We start from the raw sequence: 16,403 nt of genomic DNA, 5'->3' as shown, positions 1-16,403 counted from the left end.
TTAGTTGAAGAAACAATATATTAGCTTATACGTTTTAATAATAGTCATACTCAGTGGATGCAGCTTTCCGTTAGCAGGCGCAGATTCGAATGAACAAGTACAAGTTTCACTTCTTAACACAGAGGGGAAAGAAGTAGGTCAGGCTACACTCACAGATCAAGCAAAAGGTGTGCATATTTTCATAAAAGCAGAGGGGTTATCACCAGGAGTGAAGGCTATCCACTTCCATGAAACTGCGCTGTGCGAAAAACCCGATTTCAAAACTGCAGGAGCTCATTTTAATCCTACACATAAAGAGCATGGTTTTCAAAATCCAAAAGGCTATCACTTAGGGGATTTGCCTAACATCGAAGTCGATGCTAATGGTACAGTAGAATTGGAAACAGTATCACCGGCAGTTGTATTAGCATCTGGAAAAAGTAACTCTCTACTAGACGCAGATGGCAGCTCTATTATTATTCATGAAAATGCGGATGATTATAAGACAGATCCTTCCGGCAATTCAGGAGATCGAATAGTTTGTGGGGAAATTAAGAAATAGGTTGGAAGGTGAATTGGATGAAAAAAATAGGCTGGTTGCTACTTTTGGTTGTAGCCATTTTCTTTTCTCGACCTTTATGGGAAGAGCATGCTGCAAAATATGTAGACCTTACTTTTTTAGAACCTGTAGATGAATGGATCGATTCGATAGAGGTTATGGACTATTTAAACGAAGCAAAAGCATACTGGAAAGAAATAAAGGAGGAACCAGCCACAAATATCTCTTCCAATCAGCAAGCAATACCCGGTGAAGGAATTGAATTAGATCAAATTACCATCGGAATGAAGAAAAGTGACATTGAGAAAATTCACGGAAATGCAAAGCGAGTGAGCTTGAATGAATATAATTTAGTTTGGCATACGTACCATGAAGATTATCAAAACTTTATGATGGTTTCATACGATAACAAAAATACAGTGAATGCCATGTTTACCAATCAACCTTCCGAATCTTCTTTTTTAGGTTTAAATATGGATAGCACAAGAGATGAAGTTCTTGCTAAATTAGGAGAACCGATAAAAAAATTAAAAAAAGGAAATATCATCTATATATTACCTGATGCAGGAGAATATGATTTGTATCTAATCGATCATAATTATATAACATTCTTTTACGATTTACATGAAGATAACACTATTACCGCCATTCAAATTATGAAAGAATCTGTCGAAAAAAATCAAACTAAGACATTTGGAAAACCTTCCGAGGAACTAAAGACAGGATTTGAGTTTCAGCTTTTTGACCTAACAAATTCCGCCAGAGTCCTTAGAGGTTTGTCAATTCTGACATATGATGAAGCTGTAAGTAATACAGCTCGTAAGCATAGCGAGGATATGGCAATTCACAACTACTTTAGTCATGAAAATTTAAAAGGGAAATCTCCTTTTGATCGACTAGAGGAGGACGGATTAACTTTTTCATACGCAGGTGAGAACTTGGCTTATGGACAAACTAGTAGTATCTTTGCTCATGAGGGATTGATGAATTCTATGGGTCACCGGAAAAACATACTAAATGCGGATTACCGAAATCTAGGTGTAGGGACTGCCTTTAACAAAGATGCCACTCCTTACTACACGGAAAACTTTTTCTCAAAGTAGGAAAGAACAACATAGACGACTAAACACTACTGAAAGCAACTATAAAAATTGGGGCTATCCTTTTAAGGTAGCCCCTTTCCTTATTTCATATGCTTTAATGCTTCTCTCTTACTTAACGGTGCAAGCTTAGTATTTTCTACAAACTGACGAACAACCTCTGGGCTTGTTTTTGCATATTCTCTTAACACCCAACCAATTGCTTTCTGAATAAAAAACTCTTTCGAGGTAGCATGTCGATTAATCGTAGCAAACAATAATTCTTCATTCGTTTCTTGCTTATACTTTAACTGATGTAAAATAGAAGCGCGGTTTGTCCACATATTAGCGGACTTAGCCCACTCCATCATGACAGCTTCTCCTTCTACTCGATTCCTTTTCACAATGTCTCCAACTATTTTAGGCGCAATTGCATCGACACTATCCCACCAAGAATTTGTTTCAATGAGCGTTAAGCAAAAAGCTAAATGTTCGATTGTTAATTGCTTTTGGTATTTGGCAAGTAATTCAATCGCTACGTAATGATACTCTCGTTCTTTTAACTGAAAAAGTGCCCATACTTCCTCCTGTACCGTTTTCAAACTAGGAAGCTCATTCTCTTTCACGAGTGCTCGAAACAACATTCTCCTTTCTGGTGTTTTAATGCCAAGGAAAGGAAAGTGATTTTTCATATATGTGGCCATGGGAACTGCATTATCATTATTTCGATGAGGCTCCATATAGCTTTTTACAAGTTCAATTGACCATTTCATTTTAAGTGAAATCCTTTACTTGCTAGAAACTCACGGATATGTGGGCGACGTGGACTTTCTAGAAACTCTGCCATTTGTTGTGTCCAATTTGCTACTTTTTGGTTAGAACCACGGTTTGCGTAATATTCCTCCATCGTGTGATCATATTCCGTTAATAGTGATTCATATTTTGCACTATCATAGCTATTTTCATGTAATACGGCAGCAACTGGAAGACGAGGCTTCACTTCATTTTGTTGATCTGGTACGCCTAAAGTAATCGCGAATAACGGGAAAACGCCTTCCGGCAAGTCCACTAACTGACTAATTTCTTTAGGGGCATTTCGCACACCTCCTATGAAGCAAATTCCATATCCTTTCGATTCTGCAGCAATCACTAAATTTTGTGCAAACAAAGCAACATCGACTGCTCCAACTAAAACATTTTCGGTTGTATCAATTACAATCTCAGTATTATGTAGCTTCCCCGCTGCTTGAAGTCGGTGAAAATCGGCACATAGTAATAATGCTGCACCTGCTGTCTCAAATTGTTTTGGATTTTTTGAAAGTCTGCCTAGTTCTTCTTTTTTCTCTGCGTCTGTAACCCAAATGATGCTATATGCTTGTACGAAATGGGAACTAGCCGCATGCTGTGCAGTTTCCACTAACGCAATAACCTCTTCTTTCGTGAGTGTGTAGTCTTTATACTTTCGAACCGATGAATGGGAACGTAATAACTTTTCTACCATTTGCGACAACCTCTTTCCTTTTTAATTGTTATCTTTAAGTATAGCGAAAAAATGAAAAGAGTGGACAAAAGAGCCCTCATAGACACTTCCATCCACTCTTATACTTCCAACAATTTAGAATGCAAATAGTACAATAAAATAGACAACCATTGCTACTAGTCCAAGTGGGAACCCAAACTTCGCCCACTCTTTACTTTGAATACCTAGTTTACCTGCAGAAATTATATTCGGTATGTTCCCAGGAATAAGCATTCCACCACTAATCATAAGCCCAAGAAGGATCGCTCGAATTGTTTCCTCACTCATAGCTGGACTAATTTCAGCAGCTGCTAACGTAGCATTATCCAATACAGCCGAAATCATATTAATCCAATACAAAATAGCAGGATTCAAGTCAAGTAAGTAATTATTAATTAATGGTTCAAAACCTGCTCCGAGTAATGTTAATCCCATTACAAACAAATAAATTTTAACGGTTCGAATAATGATTTCTTTATATGACTCGCTTTCTTGGTTACTAGATAAACCATCTTTATTTTGATTCGGTTTTACAAGTAAAGCTGCTAATATCCCAAAAATAATGACCGCAGAAATAATTTCCGGACCAATTAAACGGAATAGATAGAAAAAGTCTTCATCCAATCTGCTAATAGCAATGGTTGAAAGTGGTTCTCCAATTGGAGTTAAAGCTGCACCAAGGCCGATTGAGAAACAAGCTAATATAACGAGACGTACTTCTGATTTTCGGTCCAGTTTAATCACACTTACGATCAATACCAATACTAAAGCTGCAATAATTGCCGTTATTACACTCGAAATCAAGCCTAGAATAATGACTATCAGTGCACTGAATAACCGGAAAGGCATTGCATTACTTATACCTAGAATCCCTTTTTCTAAAGGGGTTTGTAGCCATTTAAATAATAATCCTGCCACTAAAACAGCGAGCGTTATTTTAATAGGATCTTCTAACGCTTTTATAAATAGAGACATATCTAGCACGCCACTAACAATCGCCGCTGCGAAACCCATGATGAATAAAAATACTTCTAAATTATGCTCTACGTATTTAACACTAAAAGGTAAAAACAATACGAACAACAGTATAATAATTAAACCAATAATCATTGCTATGTAATCTTCCCTTCCAACTAGACATCTCCAAACAATATTTAAAAAATATCAATATTAGTAGTTTAACTTAATTGTAACAATATTCTAACAATTATTTTTCTCTTCCATAAATATTTTAGTCCCTTTTCATAAAAAAAAGCGAATAAGAAGTTTTTTATCTTCCCATTCGCTCATTATTATACTTAAAGTAGTCTATATTCTTCCTCTGTAAATGCACGAGACCTTGTTAAGAAACGTTTCCCCTCAACTCCTTCAAGAGAAAACATTCCCCCTCTACCTTCCACTACGTCAATGATTAACTGCGTATGCTTCCAATAATCGAACTGGCTTTTATGCATATAAAATGGAACATCCCCAATTTCGCCTAATAATATATCCTGATCCCCAATTATAAGGTCTCCATCAGGATAACACATCGGAGAAGAACCATCACAGCAACCACCTGACTGATGAAACATTAATGGACCGTGTTTGCTTTTTAGTAATTCAATAAGTTCCAGTGCAGCTTCTGTTGCAATTACACGCTCAACCATCTACATGCACCTCCTTCTAATCAAAAGAAGCCAAGCTTGTTTTCACTATAACTCACAAGAAGATTCTTTGTTTGTTGATAGTGACTTAACATCATTAAATGGTTTTCACGGCCTACTCCAGACATTTTATATCCACCAAATGCAGCATGCGCAGGATATTGGTGGTAGCAGTTTGTCCATACACGACCTGCTTGAATGCCACGCCCAAAACGGTATGCCGTATTCATATCTCTTGTCCAAATACCAGATCCTAACCCATATAATGTATCATTTGCAATTTCTAATGCTTCTTCTTTTGTCTTGAAGGTTGTAACAGATACTACCGGACCGAAAATTTCCTCTTGGAAAATACGCATTTTGTTATTCCCTTTGAATACAGTCGGTTTAATATAGTACCCTTCTGCAAGCTCACCTTCAAGCGTGTTACGCCCTCCACCGATTAAGCACTCTGCGCCTTCTTGTTTTCCAATATCTAAGTAAGATAAGATTTTCTCCATTTGTTCGGAAGAAGCTTGAGCCCCCATCATCACATTAGGATCTAGCGGATTTCCTGTTTGAATCGCTTCCACTCTTTGCAAAACACGTTCCATGAATTTATCATAGATAGACTCTTGGATAAGTGCACGAGAAGGACATGTACATACTTCTCCTTGGTTTAACGCAAACAAAACAAAGCCTTCCACTGCTTTATCTAAAAATGCATCGTCCTCATCCATAATATCTTCAAAGAAAATATTTGGTGATTTTCCTCCAAGCTCTAACGTCACTGGGATTAAGTTTTGAGAAGCATATTGCATGATCAATCGACCAGTAGTCGTTTCACCAGTGAATGCAATTTTACTAATTCTAGGACTAGATGCTAGTGGTTTTCCAGCCTCTAAACCAAAGCCATTTACAATATTTAAAACACCCGGTGGCAACAGATCTCCAATTAGTTCCGTCAGTACTAAAATCGAAGCAGGAGTTTGTTCGGCAGGCTTTAACACGACACAGTTACCTGCTGCTAATGCCGGTGCCAACTTCCAAACTGCCATTAAAAGTGGGAAATTCCAAGGAATAATTTGTCCCACTACACCAAGCGGTTCATGAAAATGATACGCTACAGTATCATTATCAATTTGACTTAACCCACCTTCTTGAGCCCGGATAGCACCTGCAAAATAACGGAAATGATCAATAGCCAGTGGTAAGTCTGCATTTAATGTTTCCCGTACTGCTTTCCCATTATCCCAAGTTTCTGCCACTGCCAGCATTTCTAAATTTTCTTCTATACGATTTGCAATTTTATTTAATATATTTGACCTTTCAGCAACAGAAGTTTTACCCCATGCATCTTTTGCTGCATGTGCCGCATCTAATGCAAGTTCGACATCTTCTGCGGTTGACCTTGCAACTTGGGTAAATACTTGTCCTGTTACCGGTGTAATATTATCAAAATATTGTCCTTTTACTGGGGGTGTCCATTCGCCGTTAATATAGTTTTCATACTTGTCCTTAAACGAAACCTTTGAACCTTCTGTATTCGGAAATGCGTAAACCATTCTGTAATTCCTCCCCTAAGTAACATTTTTTTGCACACCACAAATATATATGCAAGCATCTATTCACGTATGCGCTTTCAAAACTATTTAAATAAAAATAGCCTCAACACTATAATGTCAGATTATAATAATAATTACAAATATTAAGTTTGATAGATTTATTGAAAGGAGAAGATTTTTTTATGTATGCTGCTAAATAAAAATTCGCACAGTATAGGGAAACTGCGCGGTAGTGAGTTGAATGAAGTGGACGCTTGGATTTCCGCTACAGGGTGGACGCTTTCCGCCGGCTTGGCTTCAGCCGCTTCCTTCTCTACGCTCAGTCCAGGGTCTTCAGCTCAAGCTATTCCGGCTGGAGTCGCCACCCTTTCGCTACAATCCAGTAGAGTCTGCTCATTACTAAGAAATGATGCACTAAATCTAGTGCTATATTGTTTTTCTATAGGAAAAACCTAAGATTAATGGAATAAGACTTANTCATTTTGCTCTGACAGAGGAACAAAGGCTAAGAACGCCACATCGTGTGGCAACGCCTTTGAAACCAACATCCTGTTGGCCTCGGCTGGAGTCGCCACCCTTTCGCTACAATCCAGTAGAGTCTGCTAATTACTAAGAAATGATCCACTAAATCTAGTACTATATTGTTTTTCTATAGGAAAAACCTATGATTAATGGAATAAGACTTACTTTATAGGGATTATTAGTAGGTTCTATTGATTGGAGTGCAAGGCGACGACTCCTGTGGGATTAGCGAGACAGGTGAGACCCCGCACGTAGCGTTAGCGGAGGAGGAGGCTCACCGCTCGCCCCACGGAAAGCTTCCGCCTGGAGCGGAAAACATGGCGGACATCTTAGTATCTTACCGCGCAGTTTCCTTATTATGTGCGTTATTGCACTTTATCGTTCTCATGAACTAAATTGGCCAGTGACAGGTGCTTAGCGCTCTTGTTCCTTTATGCATTCTATTATAAGAGTTTTTACTAATCTACTATTCTATAATTTAAAGTAGATTAACTTGTGTATAATATATTGTAATAAACGAATATTCACAATGATCAAACGAATGTATTCTGAGCAACTTTGCACAATTCAAGGTAAAGTATGAAATTATTTCAAATATGGGGGAAAGTTATGGATAAAGTTATTGCTTTTAAGGATGTATCATGGAGAAGAAGTGGTCAGGAAATATTAAGTCAGATTAACTGGGAAGTAAAAGAAAATGAGCATTGGGCCATTCTAGGGTTGAATGGTTCTGGAAAAACCTCATTATTAAACATCGTCAATGGCTATAACTTTCCAAGCACAGGAAACGTTTCGGTTCTAGGTCATGAATTTGGAAGGACCAACCTACCAGAGTTGCGAAAAGAAATAGGGTATGTAAGTAGTTCATTAGAGAGGTTTTCTCAAATTTTAGAGCGTGAAACAGTAGAGGAAATCATTGTAAGCGGCAAATTTGCCTCATTTGGTTTGTACGAAAAAGTGTCAAACGAGGACTGGGAAAAAGCGGATGCGTTACTTTCTGCACTGCGTTTAGATTATTTAAATGGAAAATCATATAATTCATTGTCACAAGGAGAAAGAAGAAGGGTACTTATCGCTCGCGCTTTAATGAGTGATCCCAAAATTCTTATTCTCGATGAACCTTGTACAGGTTTAGACGTATTTTCCCGTGAAGAAGTATTATTTCTAATGAATGAGATTGTCCAAAATGATTGTCATTTACTTTATGTGACGCATCATATTGAAGAAATTGTGGATGTCATTTCGCATGTGATACTTCTTAGAGACGGAAAAATAGTAGCTTCGGGACCAAAGGAAGAAGTTCTGACAGATGAACTATTATCAGAAGCTTATAAAATGCCGGTAAAAATTCGTTGGGAAGAAGATCGTCCATGGCTAACGATACAAAAGGATTTTGAAAAGATAAAGTTTAGTAATGTAAAAACATTACTATAAAAGTATAACTATCATATTTAGAGGATGGTTGGCTCACTCCCAGACGGAAGAGGGGGCTGATGTCTAAAATAAACAGAGTGCCACACAAGTTTACACAGCTTTTCGTTTGCACAAAAAAAGGAACAGGCTCATTTTGACCTGTTCCTTTAACTATTTGTTGATTAATTTCGGACTAGATAATCAAATGCACCTAAAGCAGCGGTTGCACCTGAACCCATCGAAATAATAATCTGTTTATACGCACTGTCTGTGCAGTCTCCTGCAGCAAATACGCCAGGTACGTTCGTTGCACCACGCTTATCGACAACGATTTCTCCAAATTTCGTACGCTCAACGGCGTCACCTAGCCATTCCGTACTCGGCACAAGACCAATTTGAACAAAAACGCCAGCTAGTTCAACATGCTTTTCTTCACCTGTTTCACGCTCAATGTAAGTAATACCGTTTACGTTATCAGTACCGGTAATTTCTTTCGTTTGAACATTTTTATGAACTGTAACGTTGGATAAGCTATAAAGACGCTCTTGTAGAACAGAATCGGCTTTTAACTCAGGCATAAATTCAAGAACGGTTACATGGTTTACAATTCCTGCAAGGTCTATCGCTGCCTCGATACCGGAATTACCTCCGCCAATAACAGCAACATCTTTACCTGCAAATAATGGGCCATCACAATGTGGACAGTACGCGACACCTTTGTTTTTAAACTCAGCCTCGCCAGGTACTCCAACATTGCGCCAACGCGCTCCTGTTGAAAGGATAACGGTTTTACTCTTTAGAACAGCACCGTTCTCCAGTTCAATTTCAACTAGATCTTTCTTCTCCAAACGTTTTGCACGCTGTAAGTTCATCACATCGACATTGTACTCTTTTACGTGTTCCTCAAGACTTGAAGCAAGTTTAGGACCTTCCGTATGTTTAACACTGATAAAGTTTTCAATCGAAGCTGTATCCAAAATCTGACCACCGAAACGATCAGCAACAATCCCTGTACGAATGCCTTTACGTGCCGCATAAATTGCTGCACTTGCACCCGCTGGTCCACCGCCGATAACGAGTACATCATACGGATCTTTATCCGCGAATTCTGATGCATCCGGTCCGCTTCCCAGTTTTGCTAGAATTTCTTCGACAGTCATACGACCGCTAGAGAATGATTCTCCATTTAATAATACAGTCGGAACAGCCATGATGTTTTTGCTTTCCACTTCATCTTTAAACGCTGCGCCATCAATCATCGTATGCGTTATGTTAGGGTTCAACACGCTCATTAGGTTAAGTGCTTGTACAACTTCCGGACAGTTTTGACAGCTTAAACTAATATACGATTCGAAGCGATAAGTGCCCTCAAGGTTTTTCGCTTGTGCGATCACTTTCTCATCGACTTTAGGAGCTCTACCACTCACTTGTAATAAGGCAAGAACGAATGAAGTGAATTCGTGTCCAAGTGGTATACCGGCAAAAACAACGCCAGTATCTTCACCAATACGATTAACGCTAAAGCTCGGTGTTCTTTCTAAGTCTACCATTTCTACTTTAATGCGAGATGACATGGTGGCCAACTCATCCACTAGTGACGTCATTTCACGCGACACTTTATCTTCTCCTGCGCTAACTTTAAGTAGAACATCGCCCTCCATCAATTCAAGATATTGGGCTAATTGTGCTTTTATATCTGCGTCTAACATGATTGTATCTACTCCTTAAATTTTCCCTACAAGGTCAAGGCTTGGTTTAAGTGTTTCTTCGCCTTCTTTCCATTTTGCTGGGCAAACTTCACCTGGATTGTTGCGAACATATTGTGCAGCTTTGATTTTGTCAACTAGAATGCTTGCATCACGACCGATGCCATCTGCATTGATTTCTGCTGCTTGAACGATTCCGTCTGGATCGATGATGAATGTACCGCGTTGTGCAAGACCTGCTTCTTCGTCAAGTACATCAAAGTTGCGTGAAATAGCTTGTGCAGGGTCACCGATCATAATATATTCCAGTTTGCTAATCGCATCTGAATGATCATGCCATGCTTTATGTGTAAAATGTGTGTCTGTTGAAACAGAATATACTTCAACACCAAGATCTTTTAGTGTCGCATATTGATCTTGAAGATCTCCAAGTTCAGTTGGACAAACGAATGTAAAATCTGCTGGGTAAAAGCAAACAACACTCCATTGACCTTTTAGGTTTTCTTGAGAAACCTCGATAAATTCACCGTTACCGCTATTAAAAGCTGAAGCTTTGAATGGTAATATTTCTTTTCCTATTAAAGACATAATTAAAATTCCTCCTAGTGTGTTTTTGTACATAGTTAGTTTAGGTTATATAGTCCAGTCCTAAACGGCAGTAACAATAAAATATACTGCATCTTAACTATAATAATTATAATTACATAATTATTGTCGTATAAGTGTCCCGATTTGTCAACAATTCTACTCTGTCCTATAGTACGAGTCATCGGTTAATACTGATGCTAATAATAGTTTTATTGACTTGATGCGTCTTTTCATGGGTTAGAAACAGAAAGGAAGTATATTTTTATTTCATTTATAAATTCTCAATTATCTTAAGGAATTCTCAATTATAGAATATTCAGTCAACTAATTGACGCTTTCCAAACAGAGGGCTTATGATGTCGAATGGATGTTTTGTTTTTAGAAAAGTTATTTTTTTCAATAGTAATTACTCCGTTAAACTAAATGTTAGGCGCAAAAAATTACAAGATAAAATTCGTACTTCTAACTTTACATACCCCCTAATGGTATGATAAGATGTAATCAAGTTAGTAGGTTAAACAGATGGAAAACTTAGTGAATGAAGTAGCTTGCCATACAGAAGAGGTTACCTCATGCCGAAAGAGTCATCATCCAGAGCATGTGAAAGATAATTTGACGACCCGATTAAATCGAATCGAGGGTCAAATTCGCGGTATTAAAGGAATGATAGAAAAAGATGTTTACTGTGATGATGTGATCACACAACTGTCTGCTACACAGTCTGCGTTAAATAGCGTTGCCAAAATTCTGTTAGAAGGTCATTTAAAAGGATGTGTCGTTGATCGTCTTTCAGAAGGTGATGAAGAAGTATTAGACGAATTAGTAGTAACGATTCAAAAGCTAATGAAAAAATAAAAAGAATAGTGAACTATTTTTTTATTTAATATATACCCCTATGGCGTATAGGGGAGAATAAAAAAGGAGAGAAAAAACATGAAAAATATAACTTTAGAAGTACAGGGTATGTCTTGTGGGCATTGTGTGAATGCAGTCGAGGGAAGCGTTGGTCAATTAGCAGGAGTAGAACAAGTAAAAGTGAACCTAGCGGATGCTCAAGTCGAGGTAGCATTCGATGAATCGCAAGTAACACTTGATACAATTAAAGAAACGATTGAAGATCAAGGATATGAGGTAGAATAAAGAGTGCTTTTTAAAGCACTCTCTCATTTTCAATAAATTATACCCCTAATAGGTATGAGGAGGTAAACATTATGAGTATAGAAGTAAAAGAATCAAATATACAAATTACTGGAATGACCTGTGCGGCATGTGCTACCCGTATAGAAAAAGGGCTCAACAAAATGGAAGGTGTCGAGCAAGCAACAGTCAACTTGGCATTAGAAAAATCATCGATTAAATATGACCCATCCAAACTGAATGCAGTAGATTTGGAAAAGAAAATTGAAGCACTTGGCTATGGTGTAATGAAAGAAAAAGCGGAATTTGATATTACAGGAATGACTTGTGCAGCATGTTCTACTCGTATTGAAAAAGGGTTAAATAAAATGGAAGGTGTTGCATCAGCGAACGTTAATTTAGCGCTTGAAAAAGCAACAATCGAATTTAATCCATCAGAAGTAACAATTGCGGACATTATTGCGAAGGTAGAGAAGCTTGGTTACGGTGCACATCAAAAGCAAGAAGATAAACAACAAGTAGACCACCGTGAAAAGGCCATCAAAGAACAGAAACGTAAGTTTATTGCATCGGCTATTTTATCGTTACCATTATTATGGACGATGGTAGCGCACTTTTCTTTTACATCATTTTTATACGTGCCAGACTTTTTAATGAATCCATGGATACAACTAATTTTAGCAACACCGGTACAATTTATTATCGGAAAACAGTTTTATGTCGGTGCATATAAAACGCTTCGTAATGGCGGTGCCAATATGGATGTGCTTGTTGTTATGGGTACTTCTGCAGCCTATTTTTATAGTGTTTATCAGGCAATTATTACAGCTGGTACACATCACAGTCCTCACCTATATTTTGAAACAAGTGCTGTATTGATTACACTTATTGTTTTAGGTAAATTATTTGAGGCCAAAGCTAAAGGCCGTTCATCTGAAGCGATTAAAAAATTAATGGGACTTCAAGCAAAAACAGCAATCGTTTTACGTGACGGTATTGAAAAAGAGATACCATTAGCAGAAGTAGTAATTGGAGATACTATTTTAGTAAAGCCAGGTGAAAAAATTCCAGTTGACGGAGAAGTACTAGAAGGGACGTCAGCCGTTGATGAATCCATGTTAACAGGTGAAAGTTTGCCGGTTGATAAAAAAAGCGGTGATGTCTTATACGGTTCGACGATTAATAAAAATGGTTTTATAAAAATGAAAGCTACAAAAGTTGGTCGTGACACAGCATTGGCTCAAATTATTAAAGTAGTAGAAGACGCTCAAGGATCAAAAGCACCAATTCAACGTATGGCGGATCAAATATCAGGTATTTTTGTACCGATTGTAGTAGGAATCGCGATTCTTACCTTCCTAGTATGGATTATTTGGGTTAAACCAGGTGAGTTTACGCCTGCACTGGAAGTGTTAATCGCGGTATTAGTTATCGCTTGTCCTTGTGCTCTTGGTTTAGCGACACCGACTTCTATTATGGCAGGTTCGGGTCGTGCAGCTGAATTTGGTATTTTATTCAAAGGCGGCGAGCATTTAGAACAAACGCAAAGCATCGATACAGTCGTTGTGGATAAAACAGGAACTGTAACACATGGTAAACCTGTACTAACAGATGTTTTAGTAGTAGCTGATCAAGACGAAGAGAAATTTTTATCATTGATCGGTGCAGCAGAAAAACAATCCGAGCACCCATTAGCACAAGCAATCGTACAAGGGATTGGGGAAAAAGGTATTGAACTTGGTGACGTCCAATTCTTCGAAGCAATTCCAGGGTATGGTGTGCAAACAACCGTTTCAGGTCAAGGCGTGGTCATTGGAACACGTAAGCTCATGCAGCAATACGGCATCGATATTACAGCTGTTCTTCCAACAATGGAGAAATTGGAGAGCGACGGTAAAACAGCGATGCTAGCTGGGATTAATGGACAATATGCAGGGCTAGTTGCTGTAGCAGATACGATCAAAGACACATCAGTGGAAGCTGTACGTCGTTTAAAAGAAATGGGTATCAAAGTCATTATGATGACAGGTGATAATAAGCGAGCAGCACAAGCTATTGGGAAAGAGGTAGGTGTTGACGAGGTGATTGCAGAAGTTCTTCCAGAAGGTAAAGCAGAAGAGGTGAAGAAACTGCAAGCGACCGGTAAAAAAGTGGCGATGGTCGGCGATGGTATTAATGACGCTCCAGCACTAGCTACAGCTGATATTGGGATGGCTATTGGGACGGGGACTGACGTTGCGATGGAAGCCGCTGACGTTACGCTAATCCGAGGAGATTTAAATAGTATTGCCGATGCAATTTTAATGAGTCGCAAAACAATGCGCAATATTAAACAAAACTTATTCTGGGCATTTGGCTACAATACACTTGGTATTCCTATTGCAGCCATCGGGTTACTTGCTCCATGGGTTGCAGGGGCAGCAATGGCATTTAGCTCTGTGTCAGTCGTGTTAAATGCTTTACGTTTGCAAAGAGTGAAATTAGAAAAATAGATTAGTTAACTATAGAGTGAACGGTGTTTACACTGTTTCCTCTATAGATTACATATTACTCCATGTTAATTCAGAGGCTTCTATATATAGTAAGAACAATTGGAGTTATTGTATATTGAATATAAAAGAAAGTTATGAAATAATTTTATAAACTATATAGGAGTGATATAAATGACATTAATTTCTGAGATTCTTGAATACAATAACAAATTTGTTGAAGATAAAGAATATGAAAAATATGAAACGACCAAATTTCCTAATAAAAAAATGGTGATTCTTACTTGTATGGATACACGACTTGTGGAATTATTGCCCAAAGCAATGAACATAAAAAATGGTGACATTAAGCTTATTAAAAATGCGGGAGCAATTGTGTCGCATCCATTTGGAAGTGTCATGCGAAGTATATTAGTTGCCGTTTATGAGCTTGGTGCAAAAGAAGTCGCGATCGTTGGACATCATGGTTGTGGAATGAATGGGTTAGAGCCTAATTCTTTCTTAGAAAAATGTAAGGAAGGCGGATTAGATGAAACCGTCCTACCAACCTTAATGAATGCAGGTATTGACGTTAAAAGCTGGTTAACAGGATTTCAATCAGTTGAAGAAAGTGTCGAACAAAGCGTTAATATGGTCAAGAATCATCCGATGTTTCCCAAACACATAAGTGTCCATGGGCTTGTAATCTGCCCGGAAACAGGAAAGTTAGATGTAGTAGTAGACGGATATGAGCGTTAATTGATTGAAAAATCCTTTCCTGATGTCTTTACATTCATCTATATTAAACAAGGAATTCCGTTTTTAAATCAAATGGACAACTATGAAATATGGATAAAAAAACAGACAGAAATGTTGTTTTTCTGTCTGTTTTTATGCTTAGAATGAGTAGGATTCGCCATCGTCTGGCACTAATACATTGGAAGAGATTCCTTTTTCCTGACTAAAGCTTTTCAATTCTTCTCTCGATAATGTCCAGTGATTGACAGCTTCCATATGGACCGAAATAATTTTTGCGTCAGGAGCAGCTTTATACACTTCATAAACATCATCTTTCCCCATTACGAGCGAACCGCCTTCAAGGAATTGATTGTCTCCAGCATTTACAACAATTACTTCCGGTTTATGTGTCTCAATCACTTCTTGAACAGCTTCATACCAAACAGTATCTCCTGCTACATATAAAGTTTTTTCACTTGGATGCTTGAAGACAACGCCACATACTTGACCGGCAAGTTCTAACACCGGTCCTCTTCCATGTTCCCCTTTTGTTTTAACTAATTGAACATCTTCAAAGAGCGTATCTTCTTGTAAAACTTCTATATTATTGAAACCAGCGTTTTGAATTACTGTCGCATCCTGCGCATTTTGAACAAATAATTTAATATCTTTTGGCAATGCTTCTATAGCGGCATCATCCCAGTGATCTAAATGTAGATGTGTGACGATTACCGCATCGACATTAATTAATTCATTAATTGGTGTAACCAAATTAACCAGTGGATTGTTTTGGTCTTGTCTTAATGAATTAGGAAAAGGTGGGTAAGTTCCTTTCTCTGCTAACATTGGGTCTATTAAAAACTTTTTGCCTGCATATTGAACAACGAGCGTAGCATTTCGAATAAGTTGAATATCCATAATTACAACTCCTTTTCTTTGATTCGTATATAGTTTATACTATGGTCAATCAGCGTTACATAGATAAATTCAAGTCTTTTTGCGGTTTGACTTGATAAATGAAAGGAGTTGAACAAATGTTAGATAACACAGATCAGCTTATTTTGGATGAGCTATCCAAAAACAGTCGTATCACCATGAAAGAATTGGGTGAGAAGGTCCATTTAACTGGACAAGCTGCTTCAGGTAGAGTTGCCAAGTTAGAGGATAATGGCTTGATAGAGGGGTATACAATAAAAGTTAATCAAACTAAATTAGGGTATTTTATACACGCTTTTATTACGATTATTACACAAAGTACTTACCATCAACCTTATCTATCGTTTATAAAAACTCAAGAAGCATACATAATCCATAATTATAAAATCAGTGGGGATGGTTGTTATCTTCTCGAATGCAAATTTCCATCGAATAAAGCATTAGGTGAATTTCTGGAAGATTTAAACAAACATGCAAATTATAAATTATCAATTGTTATTAATAAGTAGTTGAATTAATAGGGTAGGACTAGTTGTCAGTGTTGACAATATACCTGTGAGGGTATAATA

The 16,403-nt window shown here is 37.8% G+C and carries 16 protein-coding genes; 8 read left to right on the top strand and 8 right to left on the bottom strand.

The annotated features are described in order from the left end of the window. Positions 1–4 precede the first annotated feature (4 nt). Both FG382_RS06670 and FG382_RS06665 read left to right on the top strand, forming a co-directional pair. The gene (locus FG382_RS06670) at positions 5–541 is read left to right on the top strand and encodes a superoxide dismutase family protein (RefSeq protein WP_142538126.1); all 537 of its coding nucleotides are present in this window, start codon (positions 5–7) and stop codon (positions 539–541) included. 17 nt (positions 542–558) lie between these two features. Further along, positions 559–1,641 carry a CAP domain-containing protein gene (locus FG382_RS06665; protein ID WP_142538125.1) on the top strand — a complete coding sequence of 361 codons (1,083 nt, stop codon included), beginning with the start codon at positions 559–561 and terminating at the stop codon, positions 1,639–1,641. 80 nt (positions 1,642–1,721) lie between these two features. On the opposite strand, the gene FG382_RS06660 is transcribed toward FG382_RS06665, so the two are convergent. The 5 genes from FG382_RS06660 to adh form a co-directional block, all read right to left on the bottom strand. Next, entirely contained in the window at positions 1,722–2,390 is a 669-nt protein-coding gene (locus tag FG382_RS06660) for a DNA alkylation repair protein (RefSeq protein ID WP_142538124.1), read from the bottom strand. Continuing rightward, on the bottom strand, positions 2,387–3,118 hold the full coding sequence (nfsA, locus tag FG382_RS06655) for an oxygen-insensitive NADPH nitroreductase (RefSeq protein WP_142538123.1): 732 nt from the start codon (positions 3,116–3,118) through the stop codon (positions 2,387–2,389). The genes FG382_RS06660 and nfsA overlap by 4 nt, the downstream gene beginning before the upstream one ends. A 114-nt stretch (positions 3,119–3,232) precedes the next feature. Then, a complete protein-coding gene (locus FG382_RS06650; protein ID WP_142538122.1) occupies positions 3,233–4,246 on the bottom strand; it encodes a DUF1646 family protein in 1,014 nt (337 codons plus the stop codon). A 188-nt stretch (positions 4,247–4,434) separates the two neighbouring features. Beyond that, positions 4,435–4,785, bottom strand: a complete 351-nt coding sequence (locus tag FG382_RS06645) for a DUF779 domain-containing protein (protein WP_142538121.1) — start codon at positions 4,783–4,785, stop codon at positions 4,435–4,437. A 20-nt stretch (positions 4,786–4,805) separates the two neighbouring features. Beyond that, a complete protein-coding gene (gene adh / locus FG382_RS06640) occupies positions 4,806–6,326 on the bottom strand; it encodes an aldehyde dehydrogenase (RefSeq protein WP_142538120.1) in 1,521 nt (506 codons plus the stop codon). 1,131 nt (positions 6,327–7,457) lie between these two features. Between adh and FG382_RS06630 the strand changes: the two genes are divergently transcribed. Next, positions 7,458–8,282: an ABC transporter ATP-binding protein gene (locus FG382_RS06630; protein WP_142538118.1), complete on the top strand. Its 825-nt coding sequence runs from the start codon at positions 7,458–7,460 to the stop codon at positions 8,280–8,282. A 161-nt stretch (positions 8,283–8,443) separates the two neighbouring features. On the opposite strand, the gene ahpF is transcribed toward FG382_RS06630, so the two are convergent. Both ahpF and ahpC read right to left on the bottom strand, forming a co-directional pair. Beyond that, positions 8,444–9,973 carry an alkyl hydroperoxide reductase subunit F gene (gene ahpF, locus FG382_RS06625; protein WP_142538117.1) on the bottom strand — a complete coding sequence of 510 codons (1,530 nt, stop codon included), beginning with the start codon at positions 9,971–9,973 and terminating at the stop codon, positions 8,444–8,446. A gap of 12 nt (positions 9,974–9,985) precedes the next feature. Further along, positions 9,986–10,555: an alkyl hydroperoxide reductase subunit C gene (ahpC, locus tag FG382_RS06620; RefSeq protein ID WP_142538116.1), complete on the bottom strand. Its 570-nt coding sequence runs from the start codon at positions 10,553–10,555 to the stop codon at positions 9,986–9,988. Between the two features lie 522 nt (positions 10,556–11,077). Here ahpC and FG382_RS06615 point away from each other — a divergent pair. The 4 genes from FG382_RS06615 to FG382_RS06600 all read left to right on the top strand — a co-directional run bounded on the left by FG382_RS06615 (position 11,078) and on the right by FG382_RS06600 (position 14,919). Beyond that, on the top strand, positions 11,078–11,410 hold the full coding sequence (locus FG382_RS06615; protein ID WP_142538115.1) for a metal-sensitive transcriptional regulator: 333 nt from the start codon (positions 11,078–11,080) through the stop codon (positions 11,408–11,410). 78 nt (positions 11,411–11,488) lie between these two features. After that, positions 11,489–11,695, top strand: coding sequence for a copper chaperone CopZ (gene copZ / locus FG382_RS06610; RefSeq protein ID WP_142538114.1), 207 nt, complete (start codon positions 11,489–11,491; stop codon positions 11,693–11,695). A gap of 71 nt (positions 11,696–11,766) precedes the next feature. Further along, a complete protein-coding gene (locus FG382_RS06605; protein ID WP_142538113.1) occupies positions 11,767–14,184 on the top strand; it encodes a heavy metal translocating P-type ATPase in 2,418 nt (805 codons plus the stop codon). Between the two features lie 171 nt (positions 14,185–14,355). Next, complete coding sequence (locus tag FG382_RS06600; RefSeq protein ID WP_142538112.1) at positions 14,356–14,919, top strand: beta-class carbonic anhydrase; 564 nt, start codon at positions 14,356–14,358, stop codon at positions 14,917–14,919. A 138-nt stretch (positions 14,920–15,057) separates the two neighbouring features. Here the strand turns inward: FG382_RS06600 and FG382_RS06595 are convergent, their stop codons facing one another. After that, positions 15,058–15,816, bottom strand: a complete 759-nt coding sequence (locus FG382_RS06595) for an MBL fold metallo-hydrolase (RefSeq protein ID WP_142538111.1) — start codon at positions 15,814–15,816, stop codon at positions 15,058–15,060. A 116-nt stretch (positions 15,817–15,932) separates the two neighbouring features. On the opposite strand from FG382_RS06595, the gene FG382_RS06590 reads away from it, so the two are divergent. Continuing rightward, a complete protein-coding gene (locus FG382_RS06590; RefSeq protein WP_142538110.1) occupies positions 15,933–16,343 on the top strand; it encodes an Lrp/AsnC family transcriptional regulator in 411 nt (136 codons plus the stop codon). The last annotated feature ends 60 nt before the right edge of the window (positions 16,344–16,403 follow it).

The organism is Psychrobacillus lasiicapitis (genome assembly GCF_006861795.1).
Classification (GTDB): domain Bacteria; phylum Bacillota; class Bacilli; order Bacillales_A; family Planococcaceae; genus Psychrobacillus; species Psychrobacillus lasiicapitis.
Note: the sequence above shows the minus strand (reverse complement) of the source record. Positions and strands in the feature narration are given on the sequence as shown.

Bases quoted from the DNA above. Each gene is read 5' to 3' on its own strand.
- FG382_RS06590 (WP_142538110.1), top strand. From the start codon at position 15,933: ATGTTAGATAACACAGATCAGCTTATTTTGGATGAGCTATCCAAAAAC.
- FG382_RS06605 (WP_142538113.1), top strand. From the start codon at position 11,767: ATGAGTATAGAAGTAAAAGAATCAAATATACAAATTACTGGAATGACC.
- FG382_RS06600 (WP_142538112.1), top strand. From the start codon at position 14,356: ATGACATTAATTTCTGAGATTCTTGAATACAATAACAAATTTGTTGAA.
- FG382_RS06615 (WP_142538115.1), top strand. From the start codon at position 11,078: ATGGAAAACTTAGTGAATGAAGTAGCTTGCCATACAGAAGAGGTTACC.
- FG382_RS06660 (WP_142538124.1), bottom strand. From the start codon at position 2,390: ATGAAATGGTCAATTGAACTTGTAAAAAGCTATATGGAGCCTCATCGA.
- FG382_RS06650 (WP_142538122.1), bottom strand. From the start codon at position 4,246: ATGATTATTGGTTTAATTATTATACTGTTGTTCGTATTGTTTTTACCT.
- FG382_RS06630 (WP_142538118.1), top strand. From the start codon at position 7,458: ATGGATAAAGTTATTGCTTTTAAGGATGTATCATGGAGAAGAAGTGGT.
- FG382_RS06665 (WP_142538125.1), top strand. From the start codon at position 559: ATGAAAAAAATAGGCTGGTTGCTACTTTTGGTTGTAGCCATTTTCTTT.
- adh (WP_142538120.1), bottom strand. From the start codon at position 6,326: ATGGTTTACGCATTTCCGAATACAGAAGGTTCAAAGGTTTCGTTTAAG.
- nfsA (WP_142538123.1), bottom strand. From the start codon at position 3,118: ATGGTAGAAAAGTTATTACGTTCCCATTCATCGGTTCGAAAGTATAAA.
- FG382_RS06645 (WP_142538121.1), bottom strand. From the start codon at position 4,785: ATGGTTGAGCGTGTAATTGCAACAGAAGCTGCACTGGAACTTATTGAA.
- copZ (WP_142538114.1), top strand. From the start codon at position 11,489: ATGAAAAATATAACTTTAGAAGTACAGGGTATGTCTTGTGGGCATTGT.
- ahpC (WP_142538116.1), bottom strand. From the start codon at position 10,555: ATGTCTTTAATAGGAAAAGAAATATTACCATTCAAAGCTTCAGCTTTT.
- FG382_RS06595 (WP_142538111.1), bottom strand. From the start codon at position 15,816: ATGGATATTCAACTTATTCGAAATGCTACGCTCGTTGTTCAATATGCA.